This window comes from Pelagimonas sp. KU-00592-HH, from assembly GCF_040369695.1.
Classification (GTDB): Bacteria; Pseudomonadota; Alphaproteobacteria; order Rhodobacterales; family Rhodobacteraceae; genus Shimia.
Genome location: NZ_BAABWM010000004.1, coordinates 555,599 through 570,691, shown reverse-complemented (window position 1 = coordinate 570,691; position 15,093 = coordinate 555,599). Strand labels below are relative to the sequence as shown.

Annotated in this window: 13 protein-coding genes; 1 reads left to right on the top strand and 12 read right to left on the bottom strand. The window is 61.2% G+C overall.

What is annotated here, in order from left to right; translation table 11 throughout:
• Positions 1-153: 153 nt before the first annotated feature.
• From ABWV42_RS18025 to ABWV42_RS17970, 12 genes are all read right to left on the bottom strand, one after another.
• Entirely contained in the window at positions 154-543 is a 390-nt protein-coding gene (locus ABWV42_RS18025; RefSeq protein WP_353341379.1) for a RidA family protein, read from the bottom strand.
• Positions 544-630: 87 nt separating this feature from the next.
• Positions 631-2,721, bottom strand: coding sequence for a molybdopterin oxidoreductase family protein (locus tag ABWV42_RS18020; protein WP_353341378.1), 2,091 nt, complete (start codon positions 2,719-2,721; stop codon positions 631-633).
• Between the two features lie 11 nt (positions 2,722-2,732).
• On the bottom strand, positions 2,733-3,839 hold the full coding sequence (locus ABWV42_RS18015; protein ID WP_353341377.1) for an acyl-CoA dehydrogenase family protein: 1,107 nt from the start codon (positions 3,837-3,839) through the stop codon (positions 2,733-2,735).
• A gap of 5 nt (positions 3,840-3,844) precedes the next feature.
• Positions 3,845-5,023, bottom strand: a complete 1,179-nt coding sequence (locus tag ABWV42_RS18010; RefSeq protein ID WP_353341376.1) for an acyl-CoA dehydrogenase family protein — start codon at positions 5,021-5,023, stop codon at positions 3,845-3,847.
• 58 nt (positions 5,024-5,081) lie between these two features.
• Positions 5,082-6,242: an ABC transporter substrate-binding protein gene (locus tag ABWV42_RS18005; protein ID WP_255106878.1), complete on the bottom strand. Its 1,161-nt coding sequence runs from the start codon at positions 6,240-6,242 to the stop codon at positions 5,082-5,084.
• 42 nt (positions 6,243-6,284) lie between these two features.
• A complete protein-coding gene (locus ABWV42_RS18000; protein WP_255106879.1) occupies positions 6,285-8,171 on the bottom strand; it encodes an AMP-dependent synthetase/ligase in 1,887 nt (628 codons plus the stop codon).
• Positions 8,172-8,173: 2 nt separating this feature from the next.
• Entirely contained in the window at positions 8,174-8,947 is a 774-nt protein-coding gene (locus ABWV42_RS17995) for an ABC transporter ATP-binding protein (protein ID WP_255106880.1), read from the bottom strand.
• Positions 8,944-9,708: an ABC transporter ATP-binding protein gene (locus ABWV42_RS17990; RefSeq protein ID WP_255106881.1), complete on the bottom strand. Its 765-nt coding sequence runs from the start codon at positions 9,706-9,708 to the stop codon at positions 8,944-8,946. The genes ABWV42_RS17995 and ABWV42_RS17990 overlap by 4 nt, the downstream gene beginning before the upstream one ends.
• Positions 9,705-10,802, bottom strand: coding sequence for a branched-chain amino acid ABC transporter permease (locus tag ABWV42_RS17985; protein WP_353341375.1), 1,098 nt, complete (start codon positions 10,800-10,802; stop codon positions 9,705-9,707). Before ABWV42_RS17985 ends, ABWV42_RS17990 begins: the two co-directional genes overlap by 4 nt.
• A 4-nt stretch (positions 10,803-10,806) precedes the next feature.
• Positions 10,807-11,682 carry a branched-chain amino acid ABC transporter permease gene (locus ABWV42_RS17980; RefSeq protein ID WP_353341374.1) on the bottom strand — a complete coding sequence of 292 codons (876 nt, stop codon included), beginning with the start codon at positions 11,680-11,682 and terminating at the stop codon, positions 10,807-10,809.
• 91 nt (positions 11,683-11,773) lie between these two features.
• Positions 11,774-12,808 carry an alcohol dehydrogenase catalytic domain-containing protein gene (locus ABWV42_RS17975; RefSeq protein ID WP_353341373.1) on the bottom strand — a complete coding sequence of 345 codons (1,035 nt, stop codon included), beginning with the start codon at positions 12,806-12,808 and terminating at the stop codon, positions 11,774-11,776.
• Positions 12,808-13,482 carry a TetR/AcrR family transcriptional regulator gene (locus ABWV42_RS17970; RefSeq protein WP_353341372.1) on the bottom strand — a complete coding sequence of 225 codons (675 nt, stop codon included), beginning with the start codon at positions 13,480-13,482 and terminating at the stop codon, positions 12,808-12,810. The genes ABWV42_RS17975 and ABWV42_RS17970 overlap by 1 nt, the downstream gene beginning before the upstream one ends.
• Before the next feature lie 258 nt (positions 13,483-13,740).
• Here ABWV42_RS17970 and ABWV42_RS17965 point away from each other — a divergent pair, with 258 nt between their 5' ends.
• Complete coding sequence (locus tag ABWV42_RS17965) at positions 13,741-15,093, top strand: calcium-binding protein (RefSeq protein WP_353341371.1); 1,353 nt, start codon at positions 13,741-13,743, stop codon at positions 15,091-15,093.

Below are 15,093 nucleotides of genomic sequence, written 5' to 3'. Positions count from 1 at the left end.
CAGGGGAAAGGGAGGGGCACCAGCTGCGGCACGCCAAAGTATTTCACATTGTTCTCAAGGCACTAAATGACCATGCGGCAAACCCGCCGTGGCAGTTCAGGTGTTTCATGAAATTTTTGCGTCATTTGCAGACAAGAGCCGCCCGCCGGGCAATCAGGCGCTTTCAGCCGCCAGAACCTCGATCTCGACCACGAACTCCGGGCGGGTGAAGCCGGAGACGATGACAAGAGTCGAGGCAGGCAGCACTGGCACGCCCGCAAGGTAGCGATCCCGCGCCACCATGTAGCCCGCCATATGTTCGCGCCCCGTCACAAAGGCGTTCAGGCGAATGATATGGGTGCGGTCCAGACCGGCCTCGGCAAGGATCGCGTCGATGTTGGCAAGACATATGTCGGCCTGCGCCTCGGCCCCTTCGGGGATGCTGCCGTCGGCGGCAAGGCCAAGCTGGCCGCTGGTGGCGACAAGGCGTCTGGCGGTGACGTCGATGCCGTGGCTGTAGGCGGCGAAAGGCGGGGCGATGCTATCGGGGTTTAGGGCTTTCATGCGGAGAATGCTGCCCAAGCGCGAGGCAACAGACAAGAGGAAATCGGGCAGGGGAAATGCGCGACCCCTGCCCGCCTGTGCCGGTCATCATACGGGAGTAAGCGCGACCGGAACCCCGTTGAAGGCAGCGTTGCCGCTAACCGGATCAATCCGCGTGTCATCGGTCAGGTCGTTGATCGAGACCGAGCCGACCGCCGCCGCCGTCGCCACCTGCCCCTTGGCCTGCCCCCAGCCCTGCGGGATCGAGACCACGCCGGGGGCCATCTCGTCGGTGACTTCGGCGGGCATGGTGACGCTGCCGACGCGGCTGGCCACCCGGACTTGCGCTGCGTCGGCGATGCCAAGCCTTGCGGCATCCTCGGGGTGCAGTTGCACGGTGACACGGTTGCGCCCCTTCACAAGGCGCGGGCTGTTCTGGGTCCAGCTGTTGTGGCTGCGCACAAGGCGACGGCCGATCATGAACATCGGGTAGTCATCGTCGCGCCCGTCGGCAAAGGCCAGCAGACGGGGCAGATCATCGACAAAGACCTGCGGGGCGAGGTGCAGCTTGCCATCCGGTGTTTCAAGGCGGTCGGTCAGGTTGGGCACCAGCGGGCCAAGATCGATCGAGCCCCCCGCCGCGCGCATGGCTTCGACCGTTACTGTCTCCCCGTGGTAGCCGCGTGGCAAAAGCGCCTCGAGCATCTGCGTCGGGCTGGGCGCAGGGCTGTTGGTGCCCGCGATCTTTGCCGCCAGACGGGCGAGAACTTCCCACTCCTGCGGGTTGCCGTTGGGCGGGTCAAACACCGGGTCGGCAAAAGCCGCCGTGTTGCGCACGGCAAAGCTGTGGAACACCATGTCATAGACCACCTCTTCCAGGGCCACGGTTCCGGGCAGGATCAGGTCGGCGTGGCGGGTGGTGTCGTTGACGTGGATGTCGAAGGAGACCATGAAGTCGAGCTTTTCCAGCGCCGCCTCGATCCGCCGCCCGTTCGGGGCGGTCAGAACCGGGTTGCCCGCGATGGTGACCAGCGCCTTGATCTGGCCTTCGCCCGGGGTTTCCATTTCCTCAGCCATCACGGACACCGGAAACTCGCCGTTATAAAGCGGCTGGCCGGACACCCGTGACCGCCGTTCGGGATAGCTGCGGTCCTTGCCCTTGCGCGGGGTCATGCCGACATAGTTCAGAGCGGGCGTGGTGAACATCGCGCCGCCTTCGCTGTCAAAGTTGCCGGTGATGATGTTGAGCACATTGTTGGCCCACTGGCACAGGCCACCAAAGCTTTGTGTCGAGGCGCCCATACGGGCATAGCAGACGGCGCGCGGGGCGCTGGCAAAGCCAAGGGCAAGGCCCTTGATGGTCTCGGCCGGAATGCCCGTCATCGTGGCCGCCAGATCGGTCGTAAAGGGTTCGACCGCTTCGCGCAGGGCGGCAAGCCCGATCGCGGCGTGTGACAGGTGGCCAAGGTCGACCAGATCACGGGCCATGATTTCGCGGATCATCGCCAGCAGCAGGAAGGCATCGGTTTCCGGGCGGATGAAATGGTGCTCGCTGGCCTTTTCGGCGGTTTCGGTGCGGCGTGGATCAATCACCACCACCCGGCCGCCCCGCGCCTTCATTTCGTCCATGCGACGACCAAAGCCAGGCGCGGTCATCATCGACCCGTTCGACACCACCGGATTGCCGCCAAGGATCAACATGAAATCGGTGCGGTCTACATCCGGCACCGGGATCAGCATCGGATGGCCCAGCATGTGGATCGAGGCCACGTGATGCGGAATCTGGTCGGCGGTGGCCGAGGAATAGCGGTTCTTCGTGCCCAGCGCGCGCACCAGACCGGGGATGTTCATCAGGTTGCCGAACTTGTGGGCGTTGGGGTTGCCGAGATAAACACCGACACCATCCTTGCCGTGGGCCTCCTGCACCGCCAGCAGACGTTCGGCGGCATAGTCCAGCGCCTCGTCCCAGCCGATTTCGACAAATGTGCCATCCACCTTCTTGAGCGGCTTTGTCACGCGGTCGGGATCGGTCCGGAAATCCTGAAGCGCGACGGCCTTGGGGCAGATATGGCCCCGCGACAGGGGATCGTTCGGATCGGGTTTGATCGACAGCACCTCCTTGCCATCGTGAGTGATGACGAGGCCGCACATGGCCTCGCAGATGTTACAGGTCCGATGGTGCGTATGTGTCTCTGACATGGCTGAACTCCTCAGATTCCGCGATCTCGCAAAAGCCATTCCGCATGGCATCCCGCATCCCCCAGATGCTCGATCGCGGCGCGGGCCTTCTTCATGAACAACCCGATATCGAGCGCATCCGTCATGCCCATGCCGCCGTGCATCTGGACCGCTTCGCGCACCGCGAGAGAGGCGGTCTTGCTGGCCTTGGCCTTGGCGGCGCGGCTAAGGCGTTCGGCGTCCTCGCGCCCTTCGTCGATTGCCGCCAGCGCGGCGGCGGTGATCGCCTCGGCGGTCTGGATCTGGGTATAGAGGTCCGCCGAGCGATGTTGCAGTGCCTGGAACTTCGAGAGGGTCACGCCGAATTGTTTGCGTTCCTTCAGATAGGCGACGGTACGCTCGGCCGCTTCCTTGGACACCCCGACCAGTTCCGCCGAGGCCACGGCGCGACCAACCCGCAGGGCAGCGGCGAAACCGGCTTCGGCCTCTGGCCCCACGGCAATCTGCGCGGCCCCGTCCAGCTGAACATTGTCAAAGGTCAGGTCAGCGGCATTGCGATTGTCGACGGTGCGGTAGGCGCGGGTCGTGACACCCTCCAGTGCGGGATCGACAAGGAACAGGCCAAGGCCCGCGTCGGTTTGTGCAGGAACGATCACGCGGGTGGCGTCGATGGCGTCGTTCACGAACCGCTTGCTGCCGTTCAGGACAAAACCGTTGCCCGAAGGGGCCGCCGTGGTCTCGATCTTGTCGGGGGCGTGTTTGGTGGTTTCGTCGGTTGCCAATGTCACGACAGCGGTTCCGCTGGCGATCTCGGCGGCCAGCGTGGTCTCGCCGACATGGCGCAAGAGGCTTGCCGACATCACGCCCGACGACAGGAAGGGCGCGTTGGTCAGCCGACGCCCCATCTCTTCGGCGATCAGGCCCGCGGCCTGCGCCCCCATATCGGTTCCGCCCGCGTCTTCGCCCAGAAGCATCCCGTACCAACCCATCGCCGCGGTTTCGGCAAGGAGGGTGCGGTCATAGCCAAGGGCGCTGCGGTGATCGCGCAGGGCGCGCGCCGTTTCGACAGGGGCGTTTACCGACAGGAACCCGGCCGCCATCTCGCGCACCATCGTGTTTTCTTCAGTCAGTATCTGCATTGTCGTCACCCCAGTTCCAGAATGGCCTTGGAGAGGATCGACAGCATCACCTCGGATGTGCCGCCCTCGATCGAGTTGCCCTTGGAGCGCAGCCAGAGCGAGGCTTTCTCGTCGCCTGCCGCGTTCTCGAAATCCCATTCAAGCGCGGCAAGCCCGCCTGCGGCCATGATCAATTCCTGACGGCGCTTGTTGAGTTCGGTGCCCGTGTACTTGAGCGTCGCCGACTGCGCGCCCAGCTGATTGCCCGCGCGCATCCATGTCTTGGCCCGCGCCAGTTCGGCGTCAAAGGCGATCTCGTCGACCAGGAAATCACCGATCTGGCCGCGCAAGACAGGATCGGCAAGGCGGCCATCCGCATCGACCCCGATGGCCTCGCGCGAGACATCTACGATGTCTTCGGAGCCGAACAGCGCACTGTCGGTGGCCCCGATCATCTCGCGTTCGTGGGTGAGAAGATACTTGGCAATGGTCCAGCCCTTGCCTCGTTCGCCAACGATCTGATCAGCGGGGACCTTCACGCCGTCAAAGAAGGTTTCACAGAAGGGCGACGCGCCGGAAATCAGCTGGATCGGCTTGGTCGACACCCCGTCGCTGGCCATGTCGAACAGGAGGAAGGAAATGCCTTTGTGTTTCGGCGCATCCGGTTCGGTGCGCACGAGGCAGAAGATCCAGTCGGCCTTGTCCGCATAGGAGGTCCAGATTTTCTGACCGGTGACTTCGAAGTGCGCTCCGCAGTCGACGCCCTTGGTCTGCAATCCCGCCAGATCCGAGCCGGCGCCGGGTTCGGAATACCCCTGGCACCAGCGTACCTCGCCGCGGGCGATCTGGGGCAGGAAGTGGCGTTTCTGGTCTTCCGTGCCGAATTCCAGAAGCGCGGGGCCAAGCATCCAGATGCCAAAGCTCTGCAAGGGCGGACGGGCCGAGATGCGGGCCATCTCTTCCTTGAGAATGCGATCTTCGTCGCCGCTCAGGCCCGCACCACCATAGGCTTGGGGCCATGTCGGCACCGTCCAGCCACGTGCGGCCATGCGGTCGAGCCACAATTTCTGGGCCTCGGACTGGAACACCCAGTTGCGCCCGCCCCAGCACACGTCCGCCTCGGACATGGGTTGGCGCATCTCCTGCGGACAATTCTCCTCCAGCCACGCACGCGTAGCGGCGCGGAACTCCTGCACATCCATCATCTTTTCACCTGAGATTTTAAACCGGCGGGCACCAGCGCGGGCGCCCGCCAGATAAGATTTACTCTTCGTGGACTTTCATCCAGTTGCCGTCTTTCACAACCGACACATAGACCGAGTTCGCGCCCTGGTGATCGTCCGGGCCATAGTCGATGTGGTTTGCAACCAGCTCGTCCATGTAGTCGAGGCTTTCCATGCCAGCGATAAAGCTGTCGTGGGTCAGGTCGGGGCCAGCGGCCTCAAGCGCCTTGACCAGCTGCATGGCTGCCGAGTAGCCCAGCATCGAGAAGCCGACAGGGTTTTCACCGGTGACTTCCTTGTATTCCGCGATGAAGGCTGCGGGGGCCGGGTCAGATGCACGGGCCCAGAGGTCCTGCCAGCTGGCCGCCGCATAGAAGCCTTCGGTCACGCCACCGGGAACCTTGGCTACCACGGTCAGGAAGCTGGCCGACGTGCCGAGGAACTTCATGTCCGTCAGGCCCATCTTCTTGGCGGTGCCAGCGATGGTGATGGCCTGGCGTACCGGAACACCAACCGAAACGATTTCACAGCCGGCTTCTTTCAGCTTGGACAGCGAACCGACAAAGTCACTTTCATCCGGCTTGTGGGTGGTCTCTGCGACAAAGGCGATCCCGACTTCTTCGGCACCCATTTTCGTGCCTTCTAGGATTTCCTTGCCGAAGTCGTTGGGCAGATACATCGAGCAGACGTTCTTGCCACCGAATTCTGCCGCCAGATATTTCACGCCAACACGGGCCTGATCAACGTAGCTCGAGAACGAGGTGAACTTGTTGCGCATCGGCTCTTGCAGCATCTGGCGTGCGGCGGTCAGCGGGGCCACGTTCGGAATGCCCTTGGGATCCAGCAGCTTGAAGCCCGCCATGTTCATCGGCGTGCCCAGCGACTGCATCATCGCGAAGACCTTGTCGCGGTTCAGCAGCTTGTTATAGCCCTGCATCGCGCGCGGCATCTGGTAGCCGTGGTCCTCGGTCACGAACTTGATCATGCGGCCGTGCACACCACCGGCGGCGTTGACCTTGTCAAAGTACATGTTCGCACCCTTGGTGGCGGGAACACCCACAGCGGCAAAGGGGCCCGACAGGTCATTGACCGATCCGATGATGACCTCAGTGTCGGTGACACCCTGCGTCTGGGCCGAGCCCATCGACGCAGCAGCGGTCAGACCCGCGGCCAACGTCAGTTTCTTTACCAATTTTTTCATTGCTTTCCTCCCGTTGGTAAATTCGTCTTCGTTTGCGTTTCCCTAGTACATATCCTCAATCAGATGCGCGTGGCGCTTCTCGACATACGAGCGTTTCAGCTTCATCGTGGCCGTCAGCTCTTCGTCTTCCGCCGTCAGAAGAACATCGATCAGGCGGAAATCCTTGATCTGTTCGACCCGGGCAAATTCCTTGTTCACCGCCTTCACTTCTTCCCCGATCAGATCTTTGACCTCCTTTGCCGCGCAAAGTGAGGCGAAATTCGAGAAGGGCACTTTCTGGTCCTGTGCGAATTTCTCGACGTTTTCCTGATCGATCATCACCAGCGCGGTCAGGTATTTCCGGCGATCCCCGATGATCACCGCATCTGAGATATAGTGCGAAAACTTCAGGCGGCTTTCAATTTCCGCAGGCGTAATGTTCTTACCCCCGGCAGTGATGATGATATCCTTGAGACGGCCGGTGATGGTGACAAAACCTTCGTCGTCCAGACGACCGACATCACCGGTGCGCAACCAACCGTCATCGGTAAAGGTTTCCGCGGTCTTCTCGTTGTTGCGCCAGTAGCCCTGGAAGTTGTTGGCGCCCTTGGTCTGGATTTCGCCATCCTCGGCAATGCGGATCTCGTAGCCCGGAACCGCCTTGCCAATCGTGCCGATGCGGTTGTCCTGACGGGTGTTGATCGTCGCCAGCCCGGCGGTCTCGGTCATGCCGTAGCCTTCGACCAGCGGCACGCCGATCGACCAGTACCACTTGAGAAGTTCCGGCGAGATCGGGGCCGCACCGGTGCCGCCGCGACGCATCTTGTCGAGACCCAGCATACGGCGCAGGTTGCGCAGCACGAGCCGATCCCAGACCCAGTAACGCGCCGAAACGGACGCCGGAACCGGCTTGCCTTCAACAAGGAAGTCCGCCCGCGCCTTTCCGGCCGCAACCGCACGCGCATAGGCCCAGCGGCCCAAGGGTGTCGCCTCCTGGGCAAGGATCAGAACCTGCGAATAGATCTTCTCCCAGACACGCGGCACGGCGGTAAAGGTATTCGGGGACACCTCTTGCAGGTTGTTGAACACCGTTTCCGGGCTCTCGGCAAAGTTCACGACGCTCTTGCCCGCCAGGGGGAAGTAGATCGACACGTCCCTCTCGAGGATGTGGCAGAGCGGCAGGAAGCACAGCTGGTTGTCCGTCTCGAGACAGTTCAGGCGACGGGCCCCTGCCTCCATTGCGGCCATGATGTTCTCGTGGCACAGCATCGCGCCCTTGGGCATCCCGGTGGTGCCCGAGGTATAGATCAGAAGCGCGGTGTCCTGCGGTTGGGCCTTGGCGATTTCCTGTTCAAAGGCGCCCGGCTCTTCCGCTTCTGCCTTGCGGCCGATCTCGTAAAGATCGTCGATCATCAGACAGCGGGGATGGTCGAGATCGTGCAGGCCTTCATCTTCGAGGATGATGACCTTCAAAAGCCCCGGCACCTCGTTTTCGACCTGAAGGTACTTGTCGAGCTGTTCCTCGTTCTCGACGATCAGGAAACGGCTGTCGCTGTCGTTCACGAGGTACTGCAACTGCGCTTCCGAGTCGGTGGTATAGATACCCGACGCAATCCCGCCGACGCATTGGATGCCCATGTCGAAATAGGCCCATTCCTTGCGATCTTCGGACAGGATCGAGACCACCTCTCCCCGCTTGAGACCAAGTTTGCGCAGGGCAAGACCAATCCACTTGGCGTGGGTCCAGTAGTCATCCCAGGAATAGTCCTTCCAGATCCCAAGATCCTTTTCCCGGTGCGCCGTGCGACTGCCCATGGCCTTGCAACGCGTCTCGAACAGCGAGACGATGGTGGTGCAGCCATCGACATGGATCGGGCGCTGCCCGGCCTCGGCGTTATAGCGCACCCCATTGATGACGGTGGTTTCCGGCATGTTTGCTGAATCGAGCATGATTACCTCCACGTCTTCTTGCGCTTCCAGCGGCGTTCCTCACGCGCGCCTTCTTCCTGAACACCCAGATAGAAGTTCTGGATGTCCTCGGACTTCATCAGGTCGTCAGCGGTGCCGTCCATCACGATCCGGCCCACTTCCATGACATAGCCATCATGCGCCAGTTCCAGCGCCGCACTGGCATTCTGTTCCACCAACATCATGGTCATCTGCTGTTCTTCGTTCAGACGACGCAGGATGCCGAAGATTTCCTGAACAAGCAGCGGTGACAGGCCCAGTGACGGCTCGTCCAACAGCATCACCTTGGGGCGCGCCATCAAACCACGGCCAATCGCCAGCATCTGCTGCTGGCCGCCCGACAGGGTGCCCGCTTCCTGATTGCGACGCTCCTTGAGGATCGGGAAATACGAAAAGACCATCTCGCGGTCCTGCTCGATGCCCGCCTTGTCATTGCGGGTATAGGCCCCAAGCGAAAGGTTCTCGTCCACCGTCAACAGCGGGAACACCTCGCGCCCTTCCGGCACGTGGACGATGCCGCGATCCACGATCTTGTGCGGCTCCTGTCCCTGGATTTCCTCGCCTTCAAAGGTGATCTTGCCCTTCTCGGGATCCATCACGCCAGAGACGGTTTTCATCAGGGTGGTCTTACCCGCACCGTTGGCCCCGAGGATCGACACCACGCGGCCCGGATGCACGTCGAGTGAGACACCGCGAATGGCCATGATCGGGCCATAGAAGCTTTCGACGTTGCGGATTTTCAGAATTGGTTCGCTCATGCCGCATGCCCCAGATACGCTTCGACCACTGCGGGATCGGATTGCACTTCTGCCGGTGTTCCCAGCGCCAGCTTGGCACCGTCGGCCATAGCCAGAACACGGTCGGACACGCCGGACACAAGGCCCATGTCATGTTCAACCATGAGAACCGTGATCCCCATCTGCCGGCGGATGTCATCGATCCACCAGCGCATGTCGGTGGTCTCTTCGACCGACAGGCCCGAGGCCGGTTCATCCAGCAACAGGAGCTTGGGGTCGGTGGCAAGCGCACGCGCCACCTCGACCACCTTGCGCACCCCGTAGGGAAGCCCCGCGATGCGTTTTTCGCGGTAGGCCTGAAGATCGAGGAAGTCGATGATCTCTTCGACGAAGTGTCGGTTCTGAAGCTCCTGTTTCTTGACCGAAGGCGTAAAGAACAGCTCGCTCAGGAAGTTCGACTTGCGGTGGCGATGACGCCCCACCAGAAGGTTTTCCAGCACGGTTGCCTGTTCGAACAGCTCGATGTTCTGGAAGGTGCGGGCAATGCCATAAGAGGCAACGCCGCTGGCCTTTTCTTTCAACAGGTCGTGGCCGTCAAAGCTGATGCGACCATTCAGTGGCGTATAGAACCGCGAGATCAGGTTGAAGACGGTGGACTTGCCAGCCCCGTTCGGGCCGACGATGGCAAAGACCTCGCCCTGCTCGACCGAGAAAGACAGATCATCCACCGCGGTCAGGCCGCCAAACTTGAGCGTCACGTTTTCGAGGTTCAGCAGGCTCATCTCAGACGCTCCGTTTTCAGATAGGATTTCTGACGTTTGAACATGTCCTTGCGATAGAAGGGGAACAGTTCGAACCACGTCCTGATCTTGAGCCAGCGCCCGTAGATGCCCATGGGCTCGAACAGGATGAACAGGATCAGGATAAAGCCGAACACCCCGAATTCGAGGCCCGGAATGGCAACGTTGGCCCCACCGAAGACGGCGCCGACGTATTCCTTGGAGATCGACAGGAACTGCGGCAGGAAGCCGATCACGATGGCCCCGAAGAACGCTCCGTGGATCGACCCAAGACCGCCGATCACGATCATCATCAGAAGTTCAATCGAAATGATGACGCTGAAGGTTTCGTTGTTGAATGCCCCGGCAAACAGCCCCATCAGCGCCCCTGCCAGACCGGTCACGGCACAGGAAATGCCGAAAGAAATGGTCTTGGTACGGGCCACGTCGACGCCCATCGCCTGAGCAGACACTTCGCTGTCGCGCACGGCGATAAAGCTGCGCCCCAATGGTGCGCGCAGCAGGTTGATATAGCCCAGCGTCACGAGAACGGTGACAGCGAGGGTCAGGTAATAGAACTCGCGCGGGGTGCCCCAGCGGTCGATCATGATGCCAAAGACATTGACCGGCGGCGCGTATTTGCCGCCGACGCCCCCCGTCCATGTATCCGTCAGAACGATGATGTCATCGACAAGGATCGACATCGCCAGCGTGGCAATCGCAAGGTAGATGCCATGCAGCCGGAGCGCGGGAACGGCGATTGCCATGCCGACAATCCCCGTGATGATCCCCGCCAGCGGGAACGCCGCAAGGAAGGGAAGGCCCTGTTCCATCAGGATGATATTGGTATAGCACCCCATCGCCAGAAAGGCGGCGTGGCCAAGGCTGGCCTGACCGGTGTGCCCGGTCAGAAGCATCAGGCCAAGACCGGCAATCGCCCAGATCAGCACGTTGTTCAACTCGCCGAGATAGAAGTCGTCCACGATAAAGGGCGCGGCCACGACGACGGCAAGCAGGATGAGGTAAAGCGACAGCTGGTATCCGTCCTTCCACGGGCGGATATCCTGCGAGTAGTTGGTTTTGAAAACGATCCGCATGGGCTTAGACCTTCTTTACTCTGACCTGGCTGAACAGGCCGTGAGGGCGGAAGATCAGCACCGCCAGCAAAAGCGCATAGGGCGCAATCTGGCTGTAGCCTGCCGCGATATAACGGCTTGCGAAAGGTTCGATCACCCCGACGATCAGACCACCGGCAAGAGCGCCCGGAAGACTGCCAAATCCACCGATCACCGCAGCGGCGAAGGCCTTGATCCCCATCAGGCCGGTGCTTGGGTCTACCGCACCCTTGGCGGCAAACAGGATGCCGGCAATACAGGCCACGGCCCCGGCAAGCGCCCAGATAAAGCCCTGCACCCGTTTCACCGGTACGCCCATGTAATAGGCCGCAAGCTGGTTCTGCGACGCGCCCTGCATGGCGAGACCAAGCTTGGTGCGGTTGAAGAACTCGTACAGGCCCCAGGTCAGCAGGATCGTCACCACGATCACCGCCACGTCCTCCATGCCGAGGACAAGCCCTCCAAGCGACACGTCCTTGCCGGCCAACGGGTTTTCAAGAGACTGCGGCTCGTGGCCCCAGATCATCCCGGCCAGGAAACGGATCACGAAGCCCAGCGCGATGGTCAGGATCACGACGGCGGTCTGGCTCTCGCCAAACATCAGCCGGATCACGAAGCGATCCAGCAAATAGCCAAGAACCGCCATCAGGCCGATGGAAATCGGCAGGGCCATCCAGAAGGGAAGCCCCATGTAACCGGTGTTTGTTAGTCCAATGGTGACAAACGCGCCAAGCATCATGAAATCGCCCTGGGCGAAGTTCACGGCTTCGGTTGCCTTGTAAATCAAGACAAAGCCGAGCGCGATAAGGCCGTAAACACAGCCATTTGCCAGCCCGCTGATCAAGAGCTGCAAAGTATCCAAATTTTCCTCCCTGCGCCGGCGTATTGTTTTCTTTATGCCGGCTGATTTTTGGGTCCCCGTCTCCTCCACTTTCAGGGGACCCGTAGACCCACTATGGCGTGATGATCACCTTTCCGTCCGTCTTTTTCAGGGCATCCGCCAAACCTGACACAACGTCACGAAGGGGCAAATGCACAGAAACATCGGTTTTCCAGCGCCCGTCGGCAAATCTCGCCTGAACTTCACCCACGACGCGCATCTGGTCGGCGGGGGGCGTCGACATCATCCACGAGGTGAGCCAGAAACCCTCGATTCGCTTTGACTGGAAAATCAACTGTCCCATCATCGTCAGCTTGGGCAGCTCCGAGCTCAGCTTGCCATAGCTGATCCAGCGCGCCTTGTTCGGCATCGCGGCAAAGACCTGCTCGGAGAACTGGTCGGACACCGCGTCCAGAAACACCCGCGGCTTGAGCGCGGCGCTGATCTTGGCAAATTGCTGAACGGCATCTTCATCGGTGGTCACGACAACCTCGGCGGCACCCATGTCCTTGAGAGGCTGAACCGCCTCTGCACGACGCACCAGGGCAATGGGTTTCAGCCCCAGATCCTTGCCCAGCGACACCATCAGCTTGCCCAACTGGCTGGTTGCGGCGGAGACCACGAAGGACTCGCCGTCCTGGCGGGCGATGTCCACCATCGCCATTGCCGTCAGCGGGTTCACAATCTGAGCGGAACCGTCATCGTCCGAAATGTCTGGGCGCAGCGGAATGCAATTGATGGCGTCGGTGGTGGCATATTCGGCCCAGGCCCCAGAACAGCCAAGCGCCACGACAAAGGCCACGCGCTGGCCAACAAGACCCTCGGCCCCTTCACCGGCGGCCACGACATCACCACACCCTTCAAAACCGGCCGGATTGCCTTTGATACGGGGCTGGCCGTATTCACCCTTGATGAAATGCAGGTCAGACGGATTGACCGACGCTGTCCGCAACCGGATCAGAACCTGCCCCTTGCCCGGTGTCGGCACCGGGATTTCAGCGGCGTCCAGATAGTCTGCCGCATCCGCGATCGCAGGCCCCTCGGCCGTGCCGGAATAGCCTTCGTGCCTTTGCAGCGCGGCAAACATGGTGGCGGGGATTTCGGTCATCAGGACACTCCGGTTTTTTTCTTGAGAGCGGCGGTCATCTCTGGCGTCCATTCGACGCCAACCCCCCGCATGGCAAAACTCACCACGTCTTCGACGATGGCATTGATCTTGGTGGCGTCATCCCCGTCGCGGTGCTCGTACCAGAAGACCGGCCCGTTGATGGCGACAAGCAGACTTTGCAGGACAAAGGACATGTGAACATACGAGAACGCCCCCTGTTCCTTGCCCTCGCCCAGAACTTCGCGAAAGCGCTGTTCAAAGGCGTTACGTTGCTCGAGGTGACGCTCAAGCGCCTGGCGCTGGAACTCGGTCGTGGCGCCATAGCGGCGCAGCCGCAACCCATCCAGCAGCACCTGCATATAGGCGTGGTGTTCGATCATCGCCCGCACGTGGCCGTCCGCCATCAGCGCCAACCGTCCAACGGCATCCGTATCGGCCCGATAGCCCGGGGAAATCGCGTCAAAGGCAAGTTCCATACCGCGATCGCGAACCGCGTTGTAGAGATCCATCTTCGACGGGAAATAGTGGTAGATCCGCCCCTTGGTCGAATTCAGGTAGCGTGCCACCGTGTCGATCGAGGTCGCGGCGAAACCCTGCTGGCGAAAACACTCGGCAGCGGCCACGAGGATTTCCTCGTAACGATCCGGTTTCGTGGCGCGGGCAGCGGTGGGCACGTCGTAAACTCCTGGCGACTCTGTCTTGCTACGACGAAAACATACTACTCGGTATGTTGTCAAATTCGAGAGCATCGGAACGTCGCGTCAATCGCGCGTCGCGCGCAATCCGGCAGTGGCATGAAAAGTTCCGGATTTTCGGCTATACTCGGGCCAATGCCACGCGCGATCGGGGCGTTTTCACTTGTTTCATCATTAGTGCCCGCCTGACCTTTCAGGCGAATTTCTGAACCCAAATCCATTCACAGGAGACACCACATGGCCGTCATCGTCGCCACAGATACCAGCACCCCCATTGTTCTTCAGTCATCAGATCGGCTTTACGTCGGCGAGGATGTGGATGTCATAACCGGAACCGGCAGAGCCATCACCAGCGATACCAATGCGGTGTCACATCGCATCGCCATTGACGGCACCGTGGTTGCCATGTCCTCACAGGCCATCCTCCTGCAACAAGACACCAACGGAAACGGCGTTCATGACATGCTCATCGGTGCCACCGGGGTGGTGCGCAGCCTGTTCCCCAACAACGCGGCGATCTGGATGATGGGCAGCGGTTCGAGCTTCCAGAACTATGGCGAGGTCTCGGGCACCTGGGGGCTGTATCTTGAAGGATACGCCTCTGGCTTTATCGAGAACCACGGCACGATCACCGGCGAAGACAATCAACATGCCATCGAGCTCGAGTTCGGCTCAACCGATGTCTCGATCCTGAACACTGGCCTGATGTCCGGCGGCAGCGCGGTCTACATTGATTCCGGCACGGCGACCATCAACAACAGCGGCACCATGCTTGGCTCCAGCAAGACCGAGTACGTCATCCACGTCACCGCCGGTAACGGCAGCAATGAAGTCTATAATTCCGGCGAGATCCTAAGCCTGCACGGCAACGCGATCTGGTTTGGCGAGGCCGATGACTGGCTCGACAACTCGGGGCTGATCCAGGGCTATGTCGCAACCGGCGACGGCGCGGATATCGTGCGCAACTTCCACGGCACCATCGAAGGCAGCGTGGCCCTTGGGGACGGCGATGACATCTTCCTGTCGCGCCACGGCGAAATCACCGGCGTCGTTTCCGGCGGCGCGGGCGAAGACAAGCTGCGCGGGGGCAGCAGGGACGACACGCTGTTCGGGGGCGATGACAACGATCTTGCCCGGGGCCTTGCCGGCGATGACATCCTGACAGGCGACGACGGTGCCGACACCCTGAAAGGCGGGCGGGGATCGGACGAGATGCTTGGCGGCACCGGCGCGGACACCCTGCGCGGCGGTCAGGACAATGACACCATCAAGGCCGGCAGCGGCAACGACCTGATCGCCGGCAACCAGGGAGACGACCTCCTGACAGGCGGCCTTGGCCGGGACACTTTCGTCTTCGGGCGCAACGCCGGTGTCGACACCATCACCGATTTCCAGAACGGCAAGGACAAGATCGACCTCTCGGGCCTCGGGCTCAAGACGGGTGAGTTCGCGACCAAGATCGCGCCTGCGCTGACAAATGCCGGCAACAACACCACGCTGCTGGATCTCGAGGCCCTTGGCGGCGAGGGATCGGTCCTGATTCAGGGGTTGGCCTTCGCCGATGCCAACGGCACCGACTTCATTCTCTAA

Coding starts and splice junctions, on each gene's coding strand:
- ABWV42_RS17985 (WP_353341375.1), bottom strand. CDS start 10,802: ATGCGGATCGTTTTCAAAACCAACTACTCGCAGGATATCCGCCCGTGG.
- ABWV42_RS18010 (WP_353341376.1), bottom strand. CDS start 5,023: ATGATGGATGTGCAGGAGTTCCGCGCCGCTACGCGTGCGTGGCTGGAG.
- ABWV42_RS18005 (WP_255106878.1), bottom strand. CDS start 6,242: ATGAAAAAATTGGTAAAGAAACTGACGTTGGCCGCGGGTCTGACCGCT.
- ABWV42_RS18020 (WP_353341378.1), bottom strand. CDS start 2,721: ATGTCAGAGACACATACGCACCATCGGACCTGTAACATCTGCGAGGCC.
- ABWV42_RS18000 (WP_255106879.1), bottom strand. CDS start 8,171: ATGCTCGATTCAGCAAACATGCCGGAAACCACCGTCATCAATGGGGTG.
- ABWV42_RS17975 (WP_353341373.1), bottom strand. CDS start 12,808: ATGACCGAAATCCCCGCCACCATGTTTGCCGCGCTGCAAAGGCACGAA.
- ABWV42_RS18025 (WP_353341379.1), bottom strand. CDS start 543: ATGAAAGCCCTAAACCCCGATAGCATCGCCCCGCCTTTCGCCGCCTAC.
- ABWV42_RS18015 (WP_353341377.1), bottom strand. CDS start 3,839: ATGCAGATACTGACTGAAGAAAACACGATGGTGCGCGAGATGGCGGCC.
- ABWV42_RS17965 (WP_353341371.1), top strand. CDS start 13,741: ATGGCCGTCATCGTCGCCACAGATACCAGCACCCCCATTGTTCTTCAG.
- ABWV42_RS17995 (WP_255106880.1), bottom strand. CDS start 8,947: ATGAGCGAACCAATTCTGAAAATCCGCAACGTCGAAAGCTTCTATGGC.
- ABWV42_RS17990 (WP_255106881.1), bottom strand. CDS start 9,708: ATGAGCCTGCTGAACCTCGAAAACGTGACGCTCAAGTTTGGCGGCCTG.